We start from the raw sequence: 19223 nt of genomic DNA, 5'->3' as shown, positions 1-19223 counted from the left end.
CATAAACTATAAGTAGTCCCTTTTCATGTGAAGCGATCGCTTGCTACAGGTATATGCCCAAGCCGTACAGTTACGACCTTCGTCAAAAAGTAATCCAAGCGATTGAACTCGATGGCTTGAAGAAAACTCAAGCCAGTCAAATGTTTAATATTAGTCGCAACACCATCACCCTATGGTTGAAGCGAAAAACCGAAACGGGGGACTTCCAAGCCTTGCCTAATCAGCGTCCTGGGAATGGTCACAAAATTACCGATTGGGAAAAATTTCGTGAGTTTGCTTCCGTACATGGCGATAAAACCCAAGTAGAGATGGCCTCACTTTGGCCTGAAGAAATTAGCGATCGCACAATCTCAAGAGCTTTGAAAAAAATTGGTTTTACGCGAAAAAAAAGACTTATGGCTACCGTGAGCGCGATGAGGTCAAACGACAGGCTTTCGTAACGCAGTTGTCTGAGTTACCTGTGGAGAAGATTGTATACCTCGATGAGTCAGGAATGGACAACCGAGACCAGTATGATTACGGTTGGAACTCAAAAGGACAGCGCTTCCATGCACTTAAATCAGGTCGTCGTGAAGGTCGGGTGAACATAATTGCCGCGCTGTGTAACCATAAGCTGATAGCTCCTTTCACTGTTGAGGGTGCGTGTAATCGAATAGTATTTGAGACTTGGCTTGAAGCTTGTTTGCTTCCCACACTCAAACCAGGACAGGTTGTGGTGATGGATAATGCCACATTTCATAAAGGTGGGCGCATTCAACAACTGATTCAGTACGCAGGGTGTGAAGTGCTGTACCTACCACCTTATTCTCCAGACCTGAATCAGATTGAAAAATGTTGGTCTTGGTTAAAAAGTCGAATCCGCAAAAAACTTGAGCGGTTTGATTCTTTACGAGATGCCATTGAGGATGTCTTGCTTTTTGCGTCCTAACCTCCTTGGCGGTTGCTATACAAAGCCAGCACAGTTCTAGCGCCCATCACACTTGACAAGGTTTTACCAAAAACCCATAAAAATATAAGATTCCCCACAATTTGACTAATACTACCATGGAGAAACATGGCTAAAAATAGGGAAGGTAAACGCCAGAAAACAACCACCCAAGCAGCTGGATTTAAATAGATAGCATTGGTAATTGCACCACTAATCTGAGCGGGAATCAAACCCCAGCTATTAATAAAAGATGCTAATTCCCCAGTTATTCCGAGTTTCAGTTGCCATAGGAATATAGCAATGTTAATACCAATCAGCCAATAAATAACAATTGGTCGATGACGCAGCCGAATATGATCACTAATAGGAATCATCTTGATTTTTTCCCTCAAACCACCCCATGATTTATTTAATTTTCAATGATTGAGTTTATATCATCAACCCAAATTGCATAATCTTTAATTTCTTGTAAGCAGAGAAAAAAATATAGCCATCCAGGTATTCACCATTGGGCTACTTTTGAGGGTTGATCTGTCGATAATTCCTAGAGATAGATTTTGATGACGCCTGTTTTAATTAATTTGTGGCAAGATTGGTATCAGGTCATAATGCACTTAACTAAACACATCAGATGCAGGGAAACAGACTTGTGGGAAGGTACCAAATCATCAACCAGTTGGGAGGTGGCGGATTTGGTGAGACTTTTGTGGCTTGTGATACTCACCTGCCCGGTTTACCTCAGTGTGTTGTGAAAAAACTTCAACCCCAAGCTACTGACCCTGTAACCTTGGAGATGGCTAGGCGGTTATTTGATACAGAGGCACAAGTTCTGTATAAATTAGGAGTTCACGAGCAGATTCCCCAACTTTTAGCTTACTTTGAGGAAAATGCTCAGTTTTATTTAGTGCAGGAATTTATCGCTGGTCATGACCTGAGTCAAGAGTTAACACCGGGTAAGGTATTCGGTGAACCAGAGGTGATTTCCCTGGTGCAAGAAATTTTGTCAATTTTAAAATTTGTTCACCAACAGCAGGTAATTCACCGGGATGTTAATCCCCACAATTTACTCAGACGCCAAGCTGATGGTAAGTTAGTTTTAATTGATTTTGGGGCGGTGAAGCAAATCACCACCCAGGTAGTTAACCCCAAAGGTCAAACTAAAACCACTATTGCTATAGGTACCCCTGGATATTTACCCGGAGAACAAGCCCAGGGTACGCCCAAGTTTAATAGTGATATCTATGCGGTGGGGATTATCGCTATTCAAGCCTTAACGGGATTATCACCAGACCAGCTGGAATTTGATCTTAATAGTAATGAAATTATCTGGCAACATCATACCACTGTGTCCCCAGGATTTGCCGAGTTTATTGATCAAATGGTGCGTTATGATTTCCGTCAACGCTACCCGAGCGCAAGTGTAGCTTTGCAAAAACTGCAAGAGTTAATTCAACCCTCTTCGCGGACTCTAGTCTTGAGTCCAGCTTTACCAGTTAATGCTGACTTGTCACTCAAACCAGATCAGCCATGGCAAAATTGGCAGTTTAATAACTATAAAAAGCAGGTATTAATTAAGCTGTGGTTGGGAATATGTTTAATGGCACTTGGGGGTATGGTATCGGTATTTATTATAAATACTCTTAATGCTCACAATGCGATCGCATTATCTCAACAAGCAACTACCCTATTTGAATTACAGCGCTATGAAGAAGCCCTAGCAGCTTATCAGGAGGCTGTAAAAATTAATCCGGATTTTGTCCCCGGATGGAATGGTCAAGGAAGAACTCTCTGGGAATTAAAAGACTACAATGCAGCCTTGTCAGCATACGACCAAGCAATTCAAATTCAGCCAGACTACCTAGAAGCATGGATTGGTCGCGGTTTAGTCTTGCGAAGTTTAAAGCGTTATCCCGAAGCGATCGCAGCTTTTGACAAAGCATTACAACTGGATCATAATCATCAAGATGTCTGGCATCTCAAAGGGGAAGTTTTTAGCAATTTACAGGAATATAATAACGCTGTTGCTGCTTATAAACAAGCTATAGAACTCCGACCTAATGCTTATAAATCATTGTATGGTCAGGGTTTAGCATTGCATAAATTAAAACAATACGAGCAGGCAATTACTGCCTATGAAACAGCTATTGATGTCAAGCCCGACTATGGGGAAGCTTGGTATGGTTTAGGTAACTCTTTATTTAATTTAAATCGCTTTGAATATGCTTTGCAAGCCTATGATAAGGCATTAGAATACAGACCAAATTTTTACCCAGCCTGGTTTTCTCGTAGTAATATTCTCATGACGTTACGGAGATATCCACAAGCAATTGCATCATTGAATCAAGCAGTTAAACATAATCCTCATGATTCCCAAGCTTGGTATCTTCGAGGTTGGGCATTGCATCAAAGCCAGCGCTATCAAGAAGCAATAGAATCCTATCAAAAAGCCCTAGCCATTAAAAGAAATGACTACCAAGCTTGGTATAACTTAGGTAACGCCCAATATATTTTACAGCAATATCAAGAGGCGATCGCATCCTACGATCAAGCACTGCGTTATCAAGCCAACCATGCTGAAAGTTGGTATAGCAGAGGTAATGCCTTATTTAATTTACAAAAATATCAAGAGGCTATGGACTCTTATGAGCAAGCCATAAAATACCATCCGAATTACCAACAAGCAATTAACGCCCGTCACCAGAGCCAGCAGAGACAATTATCTTGGGAAAAATCAGGCCCAATAACAGTACCGACTCTTCCCATATCTCAGGAATAATCGGTGTAAAGTATGACTACCCTAGCCATATTTTTAAGGCAGTCAGAAAAACAGATATAGGCAATGATTACAGATAGGCAAACAGCAGTTTACGGAAGCTTGCATCTGAAAATTATTCCGGGGAATATATCACAGTTGCTCGTCAAATGGGACGGTTAATTGATTTGAATTAACGAATATTTACCTCTTGCAGCTCATTCTGTGGGTGAAAACGGTCAGTTTTAGCAGTTAAGGCATTGAAAGCCACATTTACACTGCGATTTTGCAGTTGTTGTTTTTGAGTATATTCACTTAATTTTGTCTGGGCTTGAGGGTAAACAGAAGTACTGTTATGAATTCTGCGCAGAAACTGGATAGCACCATTCCAGTCGCCCACTGATGCTTTGATATTAGCACGATGTAAAAAATAAGCCGCTCTAATCTGCCGCTTTTGGTCGTACTCAGCTAATTTCTCTTGAACTAAAGCACCAGCAGGACTTTCGGGAGGAATTTGGCGCAGATATTCTATGGCGGCTGAAAATTCTCTATCTACAGCTTTTGCGTAAGCCTTTGATAACAAATCATGTGTTTGTCTGGCAATGTTGACTTGTGCTTGCTGCACCAGTGTATCTATTTTAGATTGCCAATATGAAATATCTGGTAATTTCGCCGCTGTACTCAAGACATCTGACCATCTCTCCTGTTCAAGAGCTGTTTGGGCAATTTCGTATTGTTCAGATGCCAATTGCCATTTCTCTTGCCATTCTTCTATATTGGCTTGAGCCTCGGGGTAAACATTGCTGTAAGCAGGAATTGATTCAGCTAAAGCCAGGGCTTTTTGGAAATTGCCTGTTTGGTATTCTTCTGTGGCTATATATAATCTTTCTGTTTCGGAATAAGCAGGGGAATTGTTCATTAGAGAACATGCTGCTAATCCCACTAACAAAGAATTAGCCGCCAACCCTATTTTCATACCTGAAAATCCTGGAGAGGATATGCCAAAACTAGGTTCTAGTTGTGGATCGTGATTTTCAGCTCTTGTGATTTGATGGAGTTGATAGGGTATTTTAGGGGCGTTGAAGACCGCCCGCAGGGTATACAAGACTTCAGCCACCGACTGAAAGCGATCCTGGTAATCATAGGAAATCATTTTAGTGAGAATAGCAGCTACCTGATCACTCACTGATGTATCTTCAGTCCGCCAGATAATCTGATTAGTCTCAAGATTGAGTTTTAATTGCAGTGGTTCTAGTCCTGTTAAGGCTTGAATAGCAATCATACCCAAAGCATAAATATCACTGTTGGGCTGGGTTTGACCAATAAATTGCTCTGGCGATATGTACCCCAGTGCGCTTACAGGAAGGTCATAAATAGGTAACTCCCCATATCCCCCCAAATTAACCGACTCGATGAGACCAAAATCAATTAAAGCTAACTTGCCATCAACGGTACGTCTGATCAAGTTTTCTGGTTTAATATGGCAATGAATTACACCTTGAGAGTGAACAAAATCTAAAATAGTTAAAACATCTTCCAATAGTTCTATAACTTCCGCCTCAGTCCACAGACATCCACAGGACTCCTTAACGGGTAATTCCTTACTCAGTGAATGTCCCTCGACAAACTCTTGTACTAAGTAGAACTGGTCATTTTCCTCAAAGTAGCCGATGAATTTGGGGATTTGCGGATGACTTCCTAGGCGCTGGATAGTTCCGGCTTCGTTGAGAAAGCAGAATCTTAAATTGTCTAAGTAGCCAGGTGCAAATGTTTGAGATTTAATATGTTTAATCGTACATTTAGTATTTACTGGGTATTCCCTATCTACGGCGATGTATGTATCTCCAAATACCCCTGCACCCAGGCTTTGGATAACTTGGTAACGTGCTTGTAGTACTTTACCGATCATGTGATCATTCATGAGCTGGTTACTAAATAAGGCTTTATCATATATTTCGCTACATCAAGAGTTTTTCCGGAATCCTGGGAAATAAATCATGCTAGCATCCATTTTTGAAAGCCCAGTCACTTTACGCTTTGGTTTCTTCCTCCTGTGAAATTACCTGGGAGTTATTTGTTAAAGGGTTAACCACCCGGGCGATCGCCTCTTGAACAAAAGCTTTGATAAATTCATCCTTGCGGTTTAATTTAAATTGTTCCTTAACTACCTCGGTCATACCACCATCACCCCAATCTTGGTCATGGCGAAAATACTCGATAAAACTCTTACCAGCAATTCGAGTTAAATAAGCTACAGTCACCCCTTGAATTGCCCTACCAATGACAAAGGTGGCTACATGAAATTGTAAAGCAGTAGATATTAATTGAATTGCACCTTTGACTATACCTAAACTAGCGATGGTCTTGGCTAGGGAAACAGCTAACTCTTTACCCCGTTCCATGTTCAGTTCACAGCCGTAGACCCTACCAATTTCTACCACCATTTGAGCGTTCACTGCTGCGGTAGCCAGTAAATCTACTACTGGTAAAGGGGTAACTGTGACCACACCAGCACCAATCCACCCAAAGCGATCAACTATTTTGTCAGCTTGACGACGACGCTGGATATCAATCAGATTTCGGGCTTCTTCTCCCAGGCGTAGGGATTGCAAAAGAATATTATCAGCCACCAAATCCTCACCTTCTGCCCGTAAAATCGCTGCCATGCGCCGCAGCAACGGCACAATATCCCCTTCTGGCTGTAGGGTTTCCCCAGTTTCTAGTTGTGCTGCTTGGGGATTGGCTGCGATCGCTATGACATCATTGGGGGGAATAAATCCACTCACCCGTTGACGTAACCGGGCGAGGATAGATTCTTGATCTTCATCTGTATATAAATCAGTTTTATTCAGCACCAAAAGTGATCGCTTGCCAATTGCTGCCAAACTGCGTAGGGGTTCATATTCAGAACGTCGCAAATCATTATCCACCACAAATAACAGTAAATCTGCTGAAGTTGCCAATTCTCGCGCTAGTTGTTCTCGTTCGGTTCCTTCCACCCCAGCCTCTAAAATCCCCGGAGTATCAGTAATTAAAATCTTGCGTTGTAATCCTTTCAACCGCAAACAATAGGTTTCCCCCACCTGGGTAGTTCCCATGGGCGCATTTACCTGACCGACGATGCGTCCCATAATAGCATTAACCAAAGAAGTTTTGCCAGCACTGCCTGTACCAAACACAACTACTTGAATTTCACCCCGTGCCAGATTCACCTCAATTTCCCGGGATTTACTTAATAAAGCTTGTCGTGCTACCTCATCTTGAATTTGGGCTACCTGTTGTTTAACAGCTTGTAATGTACTCGAAGCTGCATCAGATTTAGCTGCGGGAATTTCTCCGGCTGTCACCCGTCGCCCCCGGCGGCGCGATTGCTTTTCCCCAGCCTGAAGTACCAATACATAATAAACAAAAGCCGCAACCAAGCCCCCAATTAATAAAATCAGCAATAACAACAGCAAGTTGCCCAGCAGTGGCGAATAGGACAACTGCCAGTAAAGCCGAGAGAGGGAGTCAATCAGCCAGAGGCTTAATCCCAAAATGACGATTAAACCTACAATAAGGGTGACTATGCGCGACAAAGGCATGGATGGCACAGTTAGTTAGTGGGTTGGGTCTCCCGGTTGAAACCTTTGGGCATTCTCAACTGATGTTGCGATCGCCGGATCAAATCCGGGCTACCCAACGTTGACGATATATATAATTTAACAATTTAACTTGCAGTTAAATTATATTGTTCTGGTACAGTCAGAGATGCCCTACCCACCTTGGCTAAGTTGAGTTTAGTATATTTCTGTTAAGGATTCTGCAAAATGGCTCCTAACTATAGCATAATAGGAGAGGAAGTTTCCCTAAAAGTCGCGTTTGCTGTTGGTGTGGTTTGAGTACAGTGTCGGAAATAACTCAACTAACCTGTAGAGATTGCGAGGTGAGAAAATGGAAGCTCAAAGAATCCAAAACCTTTATGCAGCGGGTGATCGCACATTTAACAGAGCCAGTTTACATCAGATCAATCTTTGTGCTGCTGACTTGAGTGGTGCTAACTTTATGGAAGCTGACTTGAGTGGAGCTAATCTGACTCGGGCGAACTTGAGTGGGTGTAACTTTACTCGAGCCAATCTCACAGATGCTGATCTGAGTGGAGCCAAATTGAACGGTGCTAATTTGAGTGAGGTGAACTTAATTGGTGCTGAACTAATTAGGTCTGACCTGCAACATTCTAACTTAAGTGGTGCAGATTTGCGCAGTGCCAATTTAGAAATTGCCAACTTAGGATACGCTGACCTGAGTGAAGCCCAAATGAGTGGAGCAAACCTGAGAAACGCTAATTTGAGGAAAGCCAACTTAAGGGGTTGCAATATCAATGAAGCTGAACTAAACGGTGCTGACTTAACAGGGACACAAGTAAGTCAGCCAGATAAAGCTCAAGGAATAGCCCATATAGGAATATCTCATAAATGGGTGACTTGGGATGGTAGTTACTGCCATTCTTAGAATAGTGAAGAGTTTTCACCATCCTCAATTCCCCTGTCCCTTTCCTTAAGAAGGAAAGGGGGTTGGGAGTAGATGTTTAATAAACTAAGGGTGCTAGACCGCGCATCTGACGCAAAGCATTAATACACTGTGGACAGTCACAGTTAAATAAGTCAACAGCCATATCACTTTCTTCAATATTAAACCCTAGTAAGGGAACTTCATTTTCAGGGCTAGAAAACTCAACTCCGGGTTGATATTGAGGGATGGTTGCTAATACGGAAGCTCTCACACACACGGGACGCCATATGTGGTCATTCTGTATACAGGTGAGTTCCTCTGTGTTGTCTGCTTCTGGTTTCGCGGCTTGGGCTTGATTTGCCGTTGCTCCCATAGCTAGAATTGAGCTAACCAGCATGGGAGTAGAAAGTAAACTCAGTATAGTCTTTTTATTCATCGGGGTTCCTTGTAAAACAATCCTGACTGCTGAGATTATCCGATTAGATTTTACGATGCAAGTAAATCTTGATCAGGAATGCCAACGAGTCGTACCATCTGGTTGATCGATTAAAGTAATACCGAGTTCCTGTAATTCTTGACGAATGCGATCGCTCTCGGCGAAATTCTTAGATTTACGGGCTGTTTGTCGCTGCTGGATTAAAATTTCAATTTCCCCATCAGTTAACCTCCTGGGGGCGACACTGGGGGCTTGTGGTGTTACCTCCAGTCCCAATACTCCAGATAAAGTTATTAAAGTTTGCCATTGCTGCTGAATTTCTGCTGGGGTCAGGTCTGTTTTTCCTTGGTGAGTCAACAGATTACTTTGACGGCGTAACTCCTTAGCCAGTTCAAATAAAACTGCTAATCCTCCCGGGGTGTTAAAGTCATCATCCATAGACCCTTGAAAACTCTCGATATAGGGATTAGGGATTAACTCTTTCCCGGTTTCCAGTCCCAGCTTTTCACCGTACTGGTACCCAAATAGTAAACCTTCTTTGAGGGTTTTCCAGGCATTTTCCGCCGAGGCGATCGCTTCTTTAGTAAAATCCAAGGGACGGCGATAGTGTCCCTGTAGGATAAACAATCTTACCACCATGGGGTCAATACCTTGATCCAGCAACTCTCGAATTGTGGTAAAATTTCCCAAAGACTTAGACATTTTCTCACCGTTCACCGTTACCATACCATTGTGTATCCAGTAACGCGCCAACGGTTTACCAGTCACCACTTCCGATTGGGCGATTTCATTTTCATGGTGGGGGAATACTAAATCACCACCACCGCCGTGAATATCAATGGTATCCCCTAGCAAGGATCTGACCATGGCTGAACATTCAATGTGCCATCCTGGACGACCTGAACCCCAAGGTGAACTCCATGCTGGTTCTCCTGGTTTAGCTGCTTTCCACAGAGCAAAATCTGCCGGGTTTTGTTTTTTCTGGCCCGATAGGTCTTCTACATCTACTCTCCCACTAGCTCCGGCTTGCATATCTGACACATCCCGACCGGAAAGTTTGCCATATTCAGGGAAGTTATATACATTGTAATAAACATCGCCATTGGCGGCATAGGCGTAACCTTTTTTTTCTAATTCCTGAATTAGTTGGTGAATACTACTAATATTTTCAGTTACACGGGGATATGCTGAGGCATCCATGACATTTAACCGTCTGATATCCTCAAAGTAAGCATCTATGTAGCGTTGGGAAACTTCCTCCATGGAAGTTCCTTCTAAGTTAGCGCGGTTGAGAATTTTATCGTCAATGTCGGTAAAGTTTTGGACGTATTCAACTTCATAACCGCGCCATTGAAAATATCGGCGTACTACGTCCCAACCTATATAAGAGCGTGCATGACCCAAATGACAGTAATCGTATACCGTGACACCACAGCAATACATTTTCACCTTACCAGGTTCTTGGGGTTGGAATGGTTCTTTTTTATGGGTGAGGGTATTGTAGATGGTGAGGGTCATAGTTAATTAGTATTAGTCATTGGTACGGAATTAAAGAAACAGCTTCTCGCCCCTGTGTGACAAGCAATGTCACCGATTTGCTCAACTTTGATCAAGATGGTGTCGCCGTCACAGTCATAAAACAATTCTTTGACTTTTTGAATGTGCCCAGATGTAGCGCCTTTGTGCCACAATTGGGAACGGGAACGACTCCAGTAATGTGCTTCACCTGTGGCGAGGGTTTTTTCCAGGGATTCCTGATTCATCCACGCCATCATTAACACGGTACCATCTTTATAGTCTTGGGCGATCGCCGGAATTAATCCTTGACTATTAAATTGTAGTTCTGAAATTACCATAGTTTCTCTGCTCACTGAATTTTCACATTCGAGTCTTTAATCAATTTATTTAATACTCAAACAATGCCACTTTTTTATAGTATATTTAGTTACTTGTTTATTTATTCATGTAGAGACAAGAATTTTCCCATCTCTACACTTACTGCCGCAGCTATATAAATATAGCTCTATGATAACTATTTAATGAAAGTTGGGATTATGGCGGATTAAATTCATGAATTCTTCGCGAGTTCGAGCATCTTCGGCAAAAACTCCACGCATAGCACTGCTAACAGTCCAAGAACCGGGTTTCTGAACACCGCGCATCACCATACACATGTGGGTTGCTTCTACTACTACCGCCACACCTTGGGGTTTGAGTAGTCCTTGTAAGGCGTCAGCAATTTGGGTGGTCAGACGTTCTTGTACTTGTAAACGTCGGGCGTACATTTCGCAAATGCGGGCTATTTTAGATAAACCGATGACTTTACCATTAGGTATATAAGCAACGTGAGCGCGGCCAATGATCGGCAGGATATGATGCTCACAGGAACTGAAAATATCGATGTCCCGAACCAACACCATTTCATTGGCGTCTTCTGTAAATACTGCGCCATTGAGCAGTTCATCTAAAGATTCAGTGTATCCCTTTGTAAGAAACTGCAAGGCTTTCATTACCCTTTTGGGGGTGTCTTTGAGTCCTTCGCGGTCCGGATCTTCGCCTAATCCAATTAACAAAGTCCGTACAGCCTGCATCATTTCTGCTTCTGTTACTTTTGGTTGCTTTTGAGCAACTAAAGACGATAGTACCTGATCGGCAGAAGTTAGATCGGGACGAATCGATAAAGTCATTTTTTGAGTTTTATAAGGAATGTTTTACTGAATTGGTCAGTGATTCAGATGTCGGTTGTGATTTACCGCTGATTTACCCTGACTAATGAATGAGTGTAACATAAGTTTACACTCCCCTATCATATCAAACATTTATGCAAATGAGAGGTAATTTCACTGGTTTTCAAATTTCTCCCAATAAAAACGAGTTGATTTTTAGGTGGAGAACACCAGTTATCGGCGTGTAAACTATAACGTGGCCCGCTGAGTTGAAAAATATGGCGTAAGTCGCTATCATTAAACCAAAGTATGCCTTTAGCACGAAATACACCTGGTGGCATTTGTTCAGTCAGGAAGGCTTCAAACTTGTGAACATCAAAGGGGCGATCGCTTTGGAAGGAAATAGAAACAAACCCATCATTATCTAAATGATCTGAGTGATGGTGGTGATGCTCATGGTGATGGTGGTGATCATGATCCTTGTGTTCATCTTGTTCTACAATCGAGAGATAAACTTGTTTGGGTGTTAAATCTGTATCTAGAAGTAATGGTAATGGCACCTCTCCATATTGAGTGTGCAAAATTTTTGCCCCGGCTTTGACCTCATAGATGTAGTCTTCCACTTCTTTAAGTTTGGCTGGAGTTACCAGGTCAACCTTATTGAGAAGAATAATATCACCATACGTGATTTGCTTCAAAGCCGATTCACTTTGAAAATGTTCAGCGTCAAAGGCTTCTGCATCCACCAAAGTAATAATAGAATCGAGGTTAGTTAAATCTCTGAGTTCCGTACCTAAAAATGTGAGGATAATTGGTAGGGGGTCAGCTACCCCAGTAGTTTCAATCACCAAATAGTCAATACGGTCTTCTCTTTCTAATACCCGATAAACAGCATCAACCAAACCATCATTAATGGTACAACAAATACAACCATTACTGAGTTCCATCATGTCTTCATCTATAGAAACCAGCAATTGGCTATCAATATTAATATCGCCGAATTCATTCACCAAGACAGCAACTTTTAAATCTTGTTTATTTTTGAGGATTTGATTCAGGAGCGTAGTTTTACCACTTCCTAAAAATCCAGTAATCAGAGTTACCGGCATTCCCCGTTTAGGAATCTCTGGTATAGTGTTTGTTTGAGATGGTGTGAGAGTAGTCATATGATCTTTGTTGGTGACCAAGTAAGTTTTGTTATCCCTGGGGGGTAGGATACCAACCCCATAAGATTTATAATTTTCAGGATTGAAATGATTCTGCGCACAAAGAGTGAAAAATCTAGATTAAGCCCTTAGAAGCGATCGCTTCCTGTAGCCGTGGTAAAATTTCATCGATGGTTAGTACACCTAAATCGCCATTTTGTCTAGTGCGGATACTCAAAGTCTGATTTTCCAGTTCCTTTTTACCGATAACCGCCACTACGGGGATTTTTTCTAATTCAGCTGTGCGGATTTGCTTACCCAGTCGTTCACCACTATAATCTACTTCTACCCGTATCCCGGCTTGCTTGAAAGTAGTAGCGACAGATTTTGCATATTCGCGTACATCATCACTAACGGGTAAAAGTCTGATTTGCACTGGTGCTAACCATAGAGGAAAGTCCCCAGCATAGTTTTCGATTAATATCCCAAAAAATCGCTCTAAAGAACCAAAGATAGCCCGATGAATCATAATTGGTCTTTGGCGATCGCCTTCTGGGGTAACATATTCCATATTAAAGCGTTCCGGTAAGTTAAAATCAACTTGAATAGTGGAACATTGCCAACTACGACCAATGGCATCTTTAATTTTAATATCGATTTTAGGGCCATAAAACGCCCCACCACCCTCATCAATAATATAGTCCCAACCCTTAGTATCTAATGCTTGTTTAAGTGCAGCAGTGGCTAACTCCCAAACGTAATCATTTCCCACTGATTTCTCAGGACGGGTAGATAAATTAACTTCGTAATTAGTAAAGCCAAAGTCTGACAAAATCTCTTCTGTAAGATTTAAAACTCCCAGAATTTCCGGTGCAATTTGTGCAGGTAAACAGAAAATATGACCATCATCTTGAGTAAATCCCCGCACCCGCATCAAACCGTGTAAAGCGCCAGAACGTTCATAACGGTAAACAGTACCCAGTTCACACATCCGAATGGGTAACTCTCGGTAGGAATGGAGTTGATGCTTGTAGGTAAGGACGTGGAAAGGACAATTCATCGGTTTGAGTTGATATGCTTGTTGTTCCACATCTATGGAATCAAACATATTTTCTCGATAGAAATCAAAGTGACCCGATGTTTTCCACAGTTCCAAATTAGCTACATGGGGGGTATATAGTAGTTGATAGTTGGCTTGTAAGTGCGATCGCTTCCAGTAATCTTCAATGATATGGCGGATTTGCGCCCCTTTAGGATGCCAAAAAACTAACCCACCACCAGCATCTTCTTGAATACTAAATAAATTCAAATCTTGACCGAGTTTTCTGTGGTCACGCAGTAATGCTTCTTCTCGTTGTTTTAAATAAGCTTGTAAATCTTCTGGAGTTTCCCAAGCTGTACCGTAAATGCGTTGTAGCATCGGCTGAGTTTCATCACCTTGCCAATATGCACCCGCCACATTTAATAATTTAAAAGCATCGGGGTGAATTTCCCCGGTAAAGTTGATATGGGGTCCAGCGCACAAGTCCCACCAAGAGTTATGATTAACCATCCCCCCTGATGCAACTGTAAATAATGACGGTTCAGGCTGCACAGGAACATCAGGACTACCGATAAAATAACGAGTAATAATTTCATCTGGGGGGATGCGTGCTAAAATATCCCCTTTGTAAGTTTCCCCCAAGTTAGTAATTTCTGTTTGAATTTCCCCACGTTGTATCTCTTCGCGGATGATGGGTAAATTAGCCTGAATAACCCGCCGCATTTCCAAGGTAATTTTTTCCAAGTCCTCCGGGGTAAAACTCACAGGAGCATCAAAATCATAATAAAAGCCTGTTTCTGTTACCGGTCCAGTTGCTACCTTAGTCCCTGGAAATAGCTTCTGCACAACCATGGCCAAAATGTGGGCGCAGGTGTGACGAATCCTGATGAGTTGTTCATGGTCTTGCTGGTGCAATTTCTCCTGAGACGGGATGATCGAACTAACCATAGCCGTAAAATAATGATAACGGTTATCATTATAGCGCCAGATAAACCAGATGAGATTAATCTTTGGGCTTTTGGCTATTCAGGACTTCATCCCAACCCAGAATCAGGATAGGGGAGCGATCGCCCACCAGAGTATAAATTATAACGGCAAAATCAGGCATTTTTAGATCATTAACTCAGAATTAGTTTTATACAGTTTCATCCTGCAAATTCCAGACCTTTGCAATGGCTTCAAGTTCCTTAATAATCAATTCCGTTTGATGCAAAATATTTTGTGCATTTTTAGGATCTTTCCGAAATCCTGCGTGTAACACATCATTACGCAGTTTAGCCAAGTTTAATTCACCACCCCAAAGTCTGTTTAATTGTTTCTTTTTTTCCTTGGGAAGATTAGACCATTCTACCAGATATTGAGATTCCTTAATGAGGTTACCATCTTTATCCTTAATTTTACCTCCAGTTAATAATAGTTCCATTTCCTCCCGAGATTCTTTATCTAATGGATCTAACTGAAAGTGATAACATAACAAAGAAGGTAGCCATTCCCGCGCCATAGATAAGGCTTGAACAATTTGTCCTTTCCCTGCGTACCACTCGACAATTTTTAGTTGTCGTAATAAAGATGATTGTGGGTAATGGCGATAATCTGTTGGGTTAAACAAGCCGAAACTACCATAATCTTTTTCTACACGCTGCAACAAAGCTGCAAATGGTGGTACGGTTTGAGAAATCATTGGTGCTGCTGCTAGAATACGTTCAGGTAATATTGCTGCTTCTTGAATGACATCCATTGGACGTAGGAGCTGTAAACCTTGTGCAATTCCTTCGATACTGACTGCTAAATCCTTGGCTGTAGAGTCACTTTGATCAAGTAAGCTTGCTAATGCTTGTCCATTTCCTGTTTTAATGAACTGGTCAGTAGCAGTTGTCCACTCCAATAAGCTAACTATGGGTAAAAGGTCAAATATAGGGGTTTTATTATTAGTTTTGGCATCAAATGCACCATATATTAGGCCTTGAATCTGGACTTGACGGACAACACGTAAATAACTAACAGCAATTAATGCTAAAACAGGTAGAGAACGAAAGCCATTTGTAATGTCAAATAGTACTCTATCACCCTCTTCTAAACAGTCCGTTAACATTTCAAATAGTTTCCAGATATCTGATGTACTGTGTCCTTCAGGTACATTATTTATTGGTTGTAAATTAACTTTATCGCCAAGTTTCTTCTTGAGTGTTTCCCAACTAGATTCTGTCTCGTTATCTGGAATACCTGTAGCTGCTGTATTTGTCAATAAAACATAAAGAGTATCAGGTTGGTAAAATTCTACTAAAGCTTCTTGAATAAATTTAGTTTTATATTCCCCAGGAGCAATGGGATTGAGGTAAGTAGTTTCTTGATAACCTCTTTTGTTAAAGCCGAGAAATGAAATCGCCTTCATAATATTTAATCCTTGATTTTTCAGATTTTTATAGAAGTTTGTCCCATATCCAAATAAGTTTGAGTAGTAAGCTTGCTAACTTACTCTCTTCTACACAACCGCACCAAAACCTGCGCCAAAGCCTGTACCATGGGACGAGAAGAAATATCTTCTCCCCGTTCCAGGTGATGAATACTACCAGTTAGCAAAGGATCTTTTGTAATAATTTTATCTTCCTTACCATCGTAGTCACTAGAAAGATTAGCAACAATCTGTATATTTAAATCACGACAAAACTCTTCCCAAAGGGGAACTTCCTCCTTACCGTTATTCCCAGCTAAAATCACCGCATGAGTAGCTTCACGCATAATCAGGCGATTTTCTGGTGTCATTTTTCCGCCGACATCAATGATATTTAGTGGTGTATTGGCACTTTTTACCCAACCTGCGGCTTTAATGGCAAACTCTGAGGTAAACTTGGCCTTGTAATCTTGTTTTAGTTTTCTGGCTAAATCAATATCTCGCCGCGCCGCATCGGAAAACCAAGCACCTTCCCCATCTGGACAAGCAGTAATGACATAGGGATAAGGTGCGCCGGGAATATTGCCGATTGCTTGTTTCAAACCTTTACGCAGACAAGATTTACCAGATTGGGGCGGACCACACAATACAACTTTGAGATTTTGTTTACTTTTGTGGGTTTCACTGGTTTCAATGACTTCACCCAACTGATAAGCTGGAGTATGGGTAGCAACAACAATGTAAGTTTTATATCCTGGCTTACCAATTTTGGGGTCAAAAATAGCGATCGCACCATACAATTGAGATATCTTATGGGAGATGAGATAACTCACCGCCACAGAAGCCGGTCCATCGATCTTGAGTAGTTTTCCCCCCGGAATTTCCCCCGATGCGAGCATTTGATCTAAACGTGCTCCCGCATCCCTAACAATTTGGTCACCGTGAGCAGGTGTACCAAACTTCACCTTTAACACATCCTCATCCAGACTAATGTGATAGCTAGTCATAAGTTTAATCTCTTACTTAATCAAATCGCCCAATTTATACTCAGGATTATGTGTGATACAAACCACATATTTACCTAACTTGGGGTCAAAACAAGCGATCGCACCATAAAGATGAGCCAGTTTATGGGCTAAAACAAAGGCCACTGGTACGGAGATTGGTCCATTAATCTTCAAGAGTGGACCTCCTCCTAGTTCCTCTGAATCTTGCATTTCCTGCAGTCGCGCCGCTGCATCCTGAATAATTTGGTCATTTTGAGCAGCTTCCCCAAAACTGACGCGCAAAATGTTTTCTTTCAAGGCAATTCTATAACTAGTCATCTGTGCATACTGTTGGATCAAATCAATAGGTATATCATACATCCCGGTGGAAGCAGATAATTCCAATATGTTGTATGCTAGTCTTACCAATGAATATACTTAACCAGTGTTCCACCAACCAACTTTTGTAGACACTCCCCAAATAGAACTGCTGCAATGGTTAGCACGCGGTTCTCTCAAACAAAACCTCTCCAGAGCAATTCGCTTGTGGGTATGGTTACATTATTTGTATGGTCAAGACCCCTTACCGCTGAGTAATTCCTTTACTTTTGCTCAGTGGCGGGATGCTTTTTTTACTTCCACCCACCCCAAAGGGGAAGCAATTCCTCAGTTACATGATGTAAATTGTCCTTGCACTAAAACCACTGCTACATGGTTATTGCAAGGGGGAATTATCAAATCACAATGGCAAAAGTCGCTGTTAACTCACACTGGTATTTCTGAAGCTAAATTATATGAAATCTTGCAACAAAGACTGTTTGGCGTTACACGTCGTTCTTTGCAAGCAGACCTAGAAATTCTCGCCGAAATAGGATGGTTAGAGTATCGACAACAGAAATATCATCGAGTCAAAAAATTCCCCTCTCGTCCCATAATGACCACATCTGCGGCTAGTGACGAATTGAACTTTCTCAATCAGGAGGATTTGGCAGCGATCGCTCAAAATCATTCCCAGATGATCCGTGGTGTACAGCGATTTTGCTTTCAACTTGACTATGTAATTCCCCGTAAGACCATAGACTTAGTTGATGATTGGCAACATAAATTACGGGAAATCTGGGAACAAGAGCCAGTACCACCTCTAGAATTAACTTACAACAGCGCCAGACTGAAACACACTGTGCAATGTATAGTTTACCCAGTATGTATCTATTATGTGCAACGGGCGGTTTACCTTTGCGCCTTGGGGGAAAGTCCTGACCGCAAAACTGATTGGTATAACTATCGACTAGACCGGATTCACCATATTACACCCATAGAGTGGGCAAATCCATCTATTCCCCAGGTTTTACAACAACGCTACTACAAGGGTAATTTACCCAGTCCCGATGAAATTGAACGGGAAATGTCTCAAGCTTGGGGATTTGATTTTTATTTACCCCCCCGACTGATGCTGTTGCGATTTGACCGAGACCACCATGACCGATACATTCGGGATACTGTTCGTCATCGGACATTTGAGGCGGTTACCTATCAGGAAGCAAAATATTTAATCCAACAACATACATCAGTGCTGGAACAACAAGCATTACTGCACATTCTCAAACAGCGCTCCTCACAAGATGCTTACTACCGTGTGCAATATCGCCATTTAGATTACAACGTCAGTATGCGTATCCGCGCCTGGCGACCAAAAGCTGAAGTTATTATGCCTCTAGATTTACGCCAAAGTATAGGGGCTGATGTCGCCGCTGAATATTTGCTCTATCTGGGTCAAGAAAATGATGAACACCCCAAAATTAACGGTAAAATTTGAGTCAGCATTAGTTTACGCCACATCTCTGCATGCTAAACAAACCCGTAAAATTAACGGTACTCCTTATGTTGCTCATTTATTGAGTGTGGCGGCTTTAGTATTGGAAGCTGGGGGAACAGAAGAAGAGGCGATCGCAGCTTTACTGCATGATAGTATTGAAGACCAGGGAGGAAAAGCTACTCGTCAAGAAATATATCAACTATTTGGTGAAGCCGTTGTCACCATTATTGATGGTTGTACAGAGTGGGACACACCACCCAAACCCCCTTGGAAGGAACGTAAGCAGCGGTATTTACAAAAGTTGCGTCATGCTTCACCCTCTGTGCGCCTGGTATCTTTAGCAGATAAGTTACATAATGCCAGATCATTACTTGCAGATTCTCGCCAATATGGTAGTAGGATTTGGCAGGAGTTCCAATTTGGTAAAGAGGGTACTCTCTGGTTTTACCAAGAGTTATTACAGATTTACATCACCACTGGCTCAGATTTTTTAACTGAGGAATTTTCACGGGTAGTTAATTATTTATCTCAGGAAGGGAATGGGGACATGGCAAGATTTTAAGTAGTTC

The 19223-nt window shown here is 41.8% G+C and carries 17 protein-coding genes; 5 read left to right on the top strand and 12 right to left on the bottom strand.

Translation table 11 applies throughout. The annotated features are described in order from the left end of the window. Nucleotides 1-53: 53 nt before the first annotated feature. Nucleotides 54-928 (top strand): IS630 family transposase gene (locus IM676_RS18215; RefSeq protein ID WP_200986959.1). Its coding sequence is split into 2 segments (ribosomal slippage): nucleotides 54-383 and nucleotides 386-928, totalling 873 coding nucleotides; the frame shifts between segments, so codons are not numbered across the junction. On the opposite strand, the gene IM676_RS18210 is transcribed toward IM676_RS18215, so the two are convergent. Continuing rightward, complete coding sequence (locus tag IM676_RS18210) at nucleotides 925-1302, bottom strand: rhomboid family intramembrane serine protease (protein ID WP_200988182.1); 378 nt, start codon at nucleotides 1300-1302, stop codon at nucleotides 925-927. The two genes, IM676_RS18215 and IM676_RS18210, sit on opposite strands and share 4 nt — an antisense overlap. Before the next feature lie 257 nt (nucleotides 1303-1559). Here IM676_RS18210 and IM676_RS18205 point away from each other — a divergent pair, with 257 nt between their 5' ends. Beyond that, nucleotides 1560-3704: a serine/threonine-protein kinase gene (locus IM676_RS18205; RefSeq protein WP_200988181.1), complete on the top strand. Its 2145-nt coding sequence runs from the start codon at nucleotides 1560-1562 to the stop codon at nucleotides 3702-3704. A gap of 169 nt (nucleotides 3705-3873) precedes the next feature. Here IM676_RS18205 and IM676_RS18200 read toward each other — a convergent pair whose 3' ends face one another. Together IM676_RS18200 and IM676_RS18195 are read right to left on the bottom strand one after the other, a co-directional pair. Beyond that, entirely contained in the window at nucleotides 3874-5601 is a 1728-nt protein-coding gene (locus tag IM676_RS18200) for a serine/threonine-protein kinase (RefSeq protein ID WP_200988180.1), read from the bottom strand. 109 nt (nucleotides 5602-5710) lie between these two features. Then, nucleotides 5711-7264 carry a YcjF family protein gene (locus IM676_RS18195; RefSeq protein ID WP_200990275.1) on the bottom strand — a complete coding sequence of 518 codons (1554 nt, stop codon included), beginning with the start codon at nucleotides 7262-7264 and terminating at the stop codon, nucleotides 5711-5713. Nucleotides 7265-7613: 349 nt separating this feature from the next. Here IM676_RS18195 and IM676_RS18190 point away from each other — a divergent pair, with 349 nt between their 5' ends. After that, the gene (locus IM676_RS18190) at nucleotides 7614-8171 is read left to right on the top strand and encodes a pentapeptide repeat-containing protein (RefSeq protein ID WP_200988179.1); all 558 of its coding nucleotides are present in this window, start codon (nucleotides 7614-7616) and stop codon (nucleotides 8169-8171) included. Nucleotides 8172-8247: 76 nt separating this feature from the next. Here IM676_RS18190 and IM676_RS18185 read toward each other — a convergent pair whose 3' ends face one another. The 9 genes from IM676_RS18185 to IM676_RS18145 all read right to left on the bottom strand — a co-directional run bounded on the left by IM676_RS18185 (nucleotide 8248) and on the right by IM676_RS18145 (nucleotide 17267). Continuing rightward, on the bottom strand, nucleotides 8248-8607 hold the full coding sequence (locus tag IM676_RS18185) for a hypothetical protein (RefSeq protein WP_200988178.1): 360 nt from the start codon (nucleotides 8605-8607) through the stop codon (nucleotides 8248-8250). Between the two features lie 72 nt (nucleotides 8608-8679). Then, a complete protein-coding gene (gene cysS / locus IM676_RS18180) occupies nucleotides 8680-10125 on the bottom strand; it encodes a cysteine--tRNA ligase (RefSeq protein WP_200988177.1) in 1446 nt (481 codons plus the stop codon). Nucleotides 10126-10127: 2 nt separating this feature from the next. After that, a complete protein-coding gene (gene hisI, locus IM676_RS18175) occupies nucleotides 10128-10478 on the bottom strand; it encodes a phosphoribosyl-AMP cyclohydrolase (RefSeq protein ID WP_200988176.1) in 351 nt (116 codons plus the stop codon). Between the two features lie 165 nt (nucleotides 10479-10643). Continuing rightward, entirely contained in the window at nucleotides 10644-11294 is a 651-nt protein-coding gene (gene folE / locus IM676_RS18170; RefSeq protein ID WP_200988175.1) for a GTP cyclohydrolase I FolE, read from the bottom strand. A 119-nt stretch (nucleotides 11295-11413) separates the two neighbouring features. Further along, entirely contained in the window at nucleotides 11414-12439 is a 1026-nt protein-coding gene (locus IM676_RS18165) for a CobW family GTP-binding protein (protein WP_200988174.1), read from the bottom strand. A 115-nt stretch (nucleotides 12440-12554) separates the two neighbouring features. Next, nucleotides 12555-14408 carry a threonine--tRNA ligase gene (thrS, locus tag IM676_RS18160; protein WP_200988173.1) on the bottom strand — a complete coding sequence of 618 codons (1854 nt, stop codon included), beginning with the start codon at nucleotides 14406-14408 and terminating at the stop codon, nucleotides 12555-12557. Nucleotides 14409-14595: 187 nt separating this feature from the next. Further along, on the bottom strand, nucleotides 14596-15852 hold the full coding sequence (gene csx2, locus IM676_RS18155) for a TIGR02221 family CRISPR-associated protein (protein ID WP_200988172.1): 1257 nt from the start codon (nucleotides 15850-15852) through the stop codon (nucleotides 14596-14598). 80 nt (nucleotides 15853-15932) lie between these two features. Then, nucleotides 15933-16859, bottom strand: a complete 927-nt coding sequence (locus IM676_RS18150; RefSeq protein WP_200988171.1) for a CRISPR-associated protein Csx3 — start codon at nucleotides 16857-16859, stop codon at nucleotides 15933-15935. Nucleotides 16860-16871: 12 nt separating this feature from the next. Then, nucleotides 16872-17267, bottom strand: a complete 396-nt coding sequence (locus tag IM676_RS18145; RefSeq protein ID WP_225880397.1) for a CRISPR-associated protein Csx3 — start codon at nucleotides 17265-17267, stop codon at nucleotides 16872-16874. 16 nt (nucleotides 17268-17283) lie between these two features. Between IM676_RS18145 and IM676_RS18140 the strand changes: the two genes are divergently transcribed. Together IM676_RS18140 and IM676_RS18135 are read left to right on the top strand one after the other, a co-directional pair. Next, entirely contained in the window at nucleotides 17284-18654 is a 1371-nt protein-coding gene (locus tag IM676_RS18140) for a TIGR03985 family CRISPR-associated protein (protein ID WP_200988170.1), read from the top strand. Further along, nucleotides 18623-19216, top strand: coding sequence for an HD domain-containing protein (locus IM676_RS18135; protein ID WP_200990273.1), 594 nt, complete (start codon nucleotides 18623-18625; stop codon nucleotides 19214-19216). The genes IM676_RS18140 and IM676_RS18135 overlap by 32 nt, the downstream gene beginning before the upstream one ends. The last annotated feature ends 7 nt before the right edge of the window (nucleotides 19217-19223 follow it).

Source organism: Anabaenopsis elenkinii CCIBt3563, from assembly GCF_015245355.1.
Taxonomy (GTDB): domain Bacteria; phylum Cyanobacteriota; class Cyanobacteriia; order Cyanobacteriales; family Nostocaceae; genus Anabaenopsis; species Anabaenopsis elenkinii.
The sequence above is the reverse complement of the archived record's forward strand: the minus strand, read 5'-3'. Positions and strand labels throughout refer to the sequence as shown.

Excerpts from the sequence above, each read along its gene's own strand:
- thrS (WP_200988173.1), bottom strand. The coding sequence starts at position 14,408 with ATGGTTAGTTCGATCATCCCGTCTCAGGAGAAATTGCACCAGCAAGAC.
- csx2 (WP_200988172.1), bottom strand. The coding sequence starts at position 15,852 with ATGAAGGCGATTTCATTTCTCGGCTTTAACAAAAGAGGTTATCAAGAA.
- IM676_RS18135 (WP_200990273.1), top strand. The coding sequence starts at position 18,623 with ATGAACACCCCAAAATTAACGGTAAAATTTGAGTCAGCATTAGTTTAC.
- IM676_RS18185 (WP_200988178.1), bottom strand. The coding sequence starts at position 8,607 with ATGAATAAAAAGACTATACTGAGTTTACTTTCTACTCCCATGCTGGTT.
- cysS (WP_200988177.1), bottom strand. The coding sequence starts at position 10,125 with ATGACCCTCACCATCTACAATACCCTCACCCATAAAAAAGAACCATTC.
- IM676_RS18200 (WP_200988180.1), bottom strand. The coding sequence starts at position 5,601 with ATGAATGATCACATGATCGGTAAAGTACTACAAGCACGTTACCAAGTT.
- folE (WP_200988175.1), bottom strand. The coding sequence starts at position 11,294 with ATGACTTTATCGATTCGTCCCGATCTAACTTCTGCCGATCAGGTACTA.
- IM676_RS18205 (WP_200988181.1), top strand. The coding sequence starts at position 1,560 with ATGCAGGGAAACAGACTTGTGGGAAGGTACCAAATCATCAACCAGTTG.
- IM676_RS18150 (WP_200988171.1), bottom strand. The coding sequence starts at position 16,859 with ATGACTAGCTATCACATTAGTCTGGATGAGGATGTGTTAAAGGTGAAG.
- IM676_RS18195 (WP_200990275.1), bottom strand. The coding sequence starts at position 7,264 with ATGCCTTTGTCGCGCATAGTCACCCTTATTGTAGGTTTAATCGTCATT.
- IM676_RS18165 (WP_200988174.1), bottom strand. The coding sequence starts at position 12,439 with ATGACTACTCTCACACCATCTCAAACAAACACTATACCAGAGATTCCT.
- IM676_RS18210 (WP_200988182.1), bottom strand. The coding sequence starts at position 1,302 with ATGATTCCTATTAGTGATCATATTCGGCTGCGTCATCGACCAATTGTT.
- IM676_RS18190 (WP_200988179.1), top strand. The coding sequence starts at position 7,614 with ATGGAAGCTCAAAGAATCCAAAACCTTTATGCAGCGGGTGATCGCACA.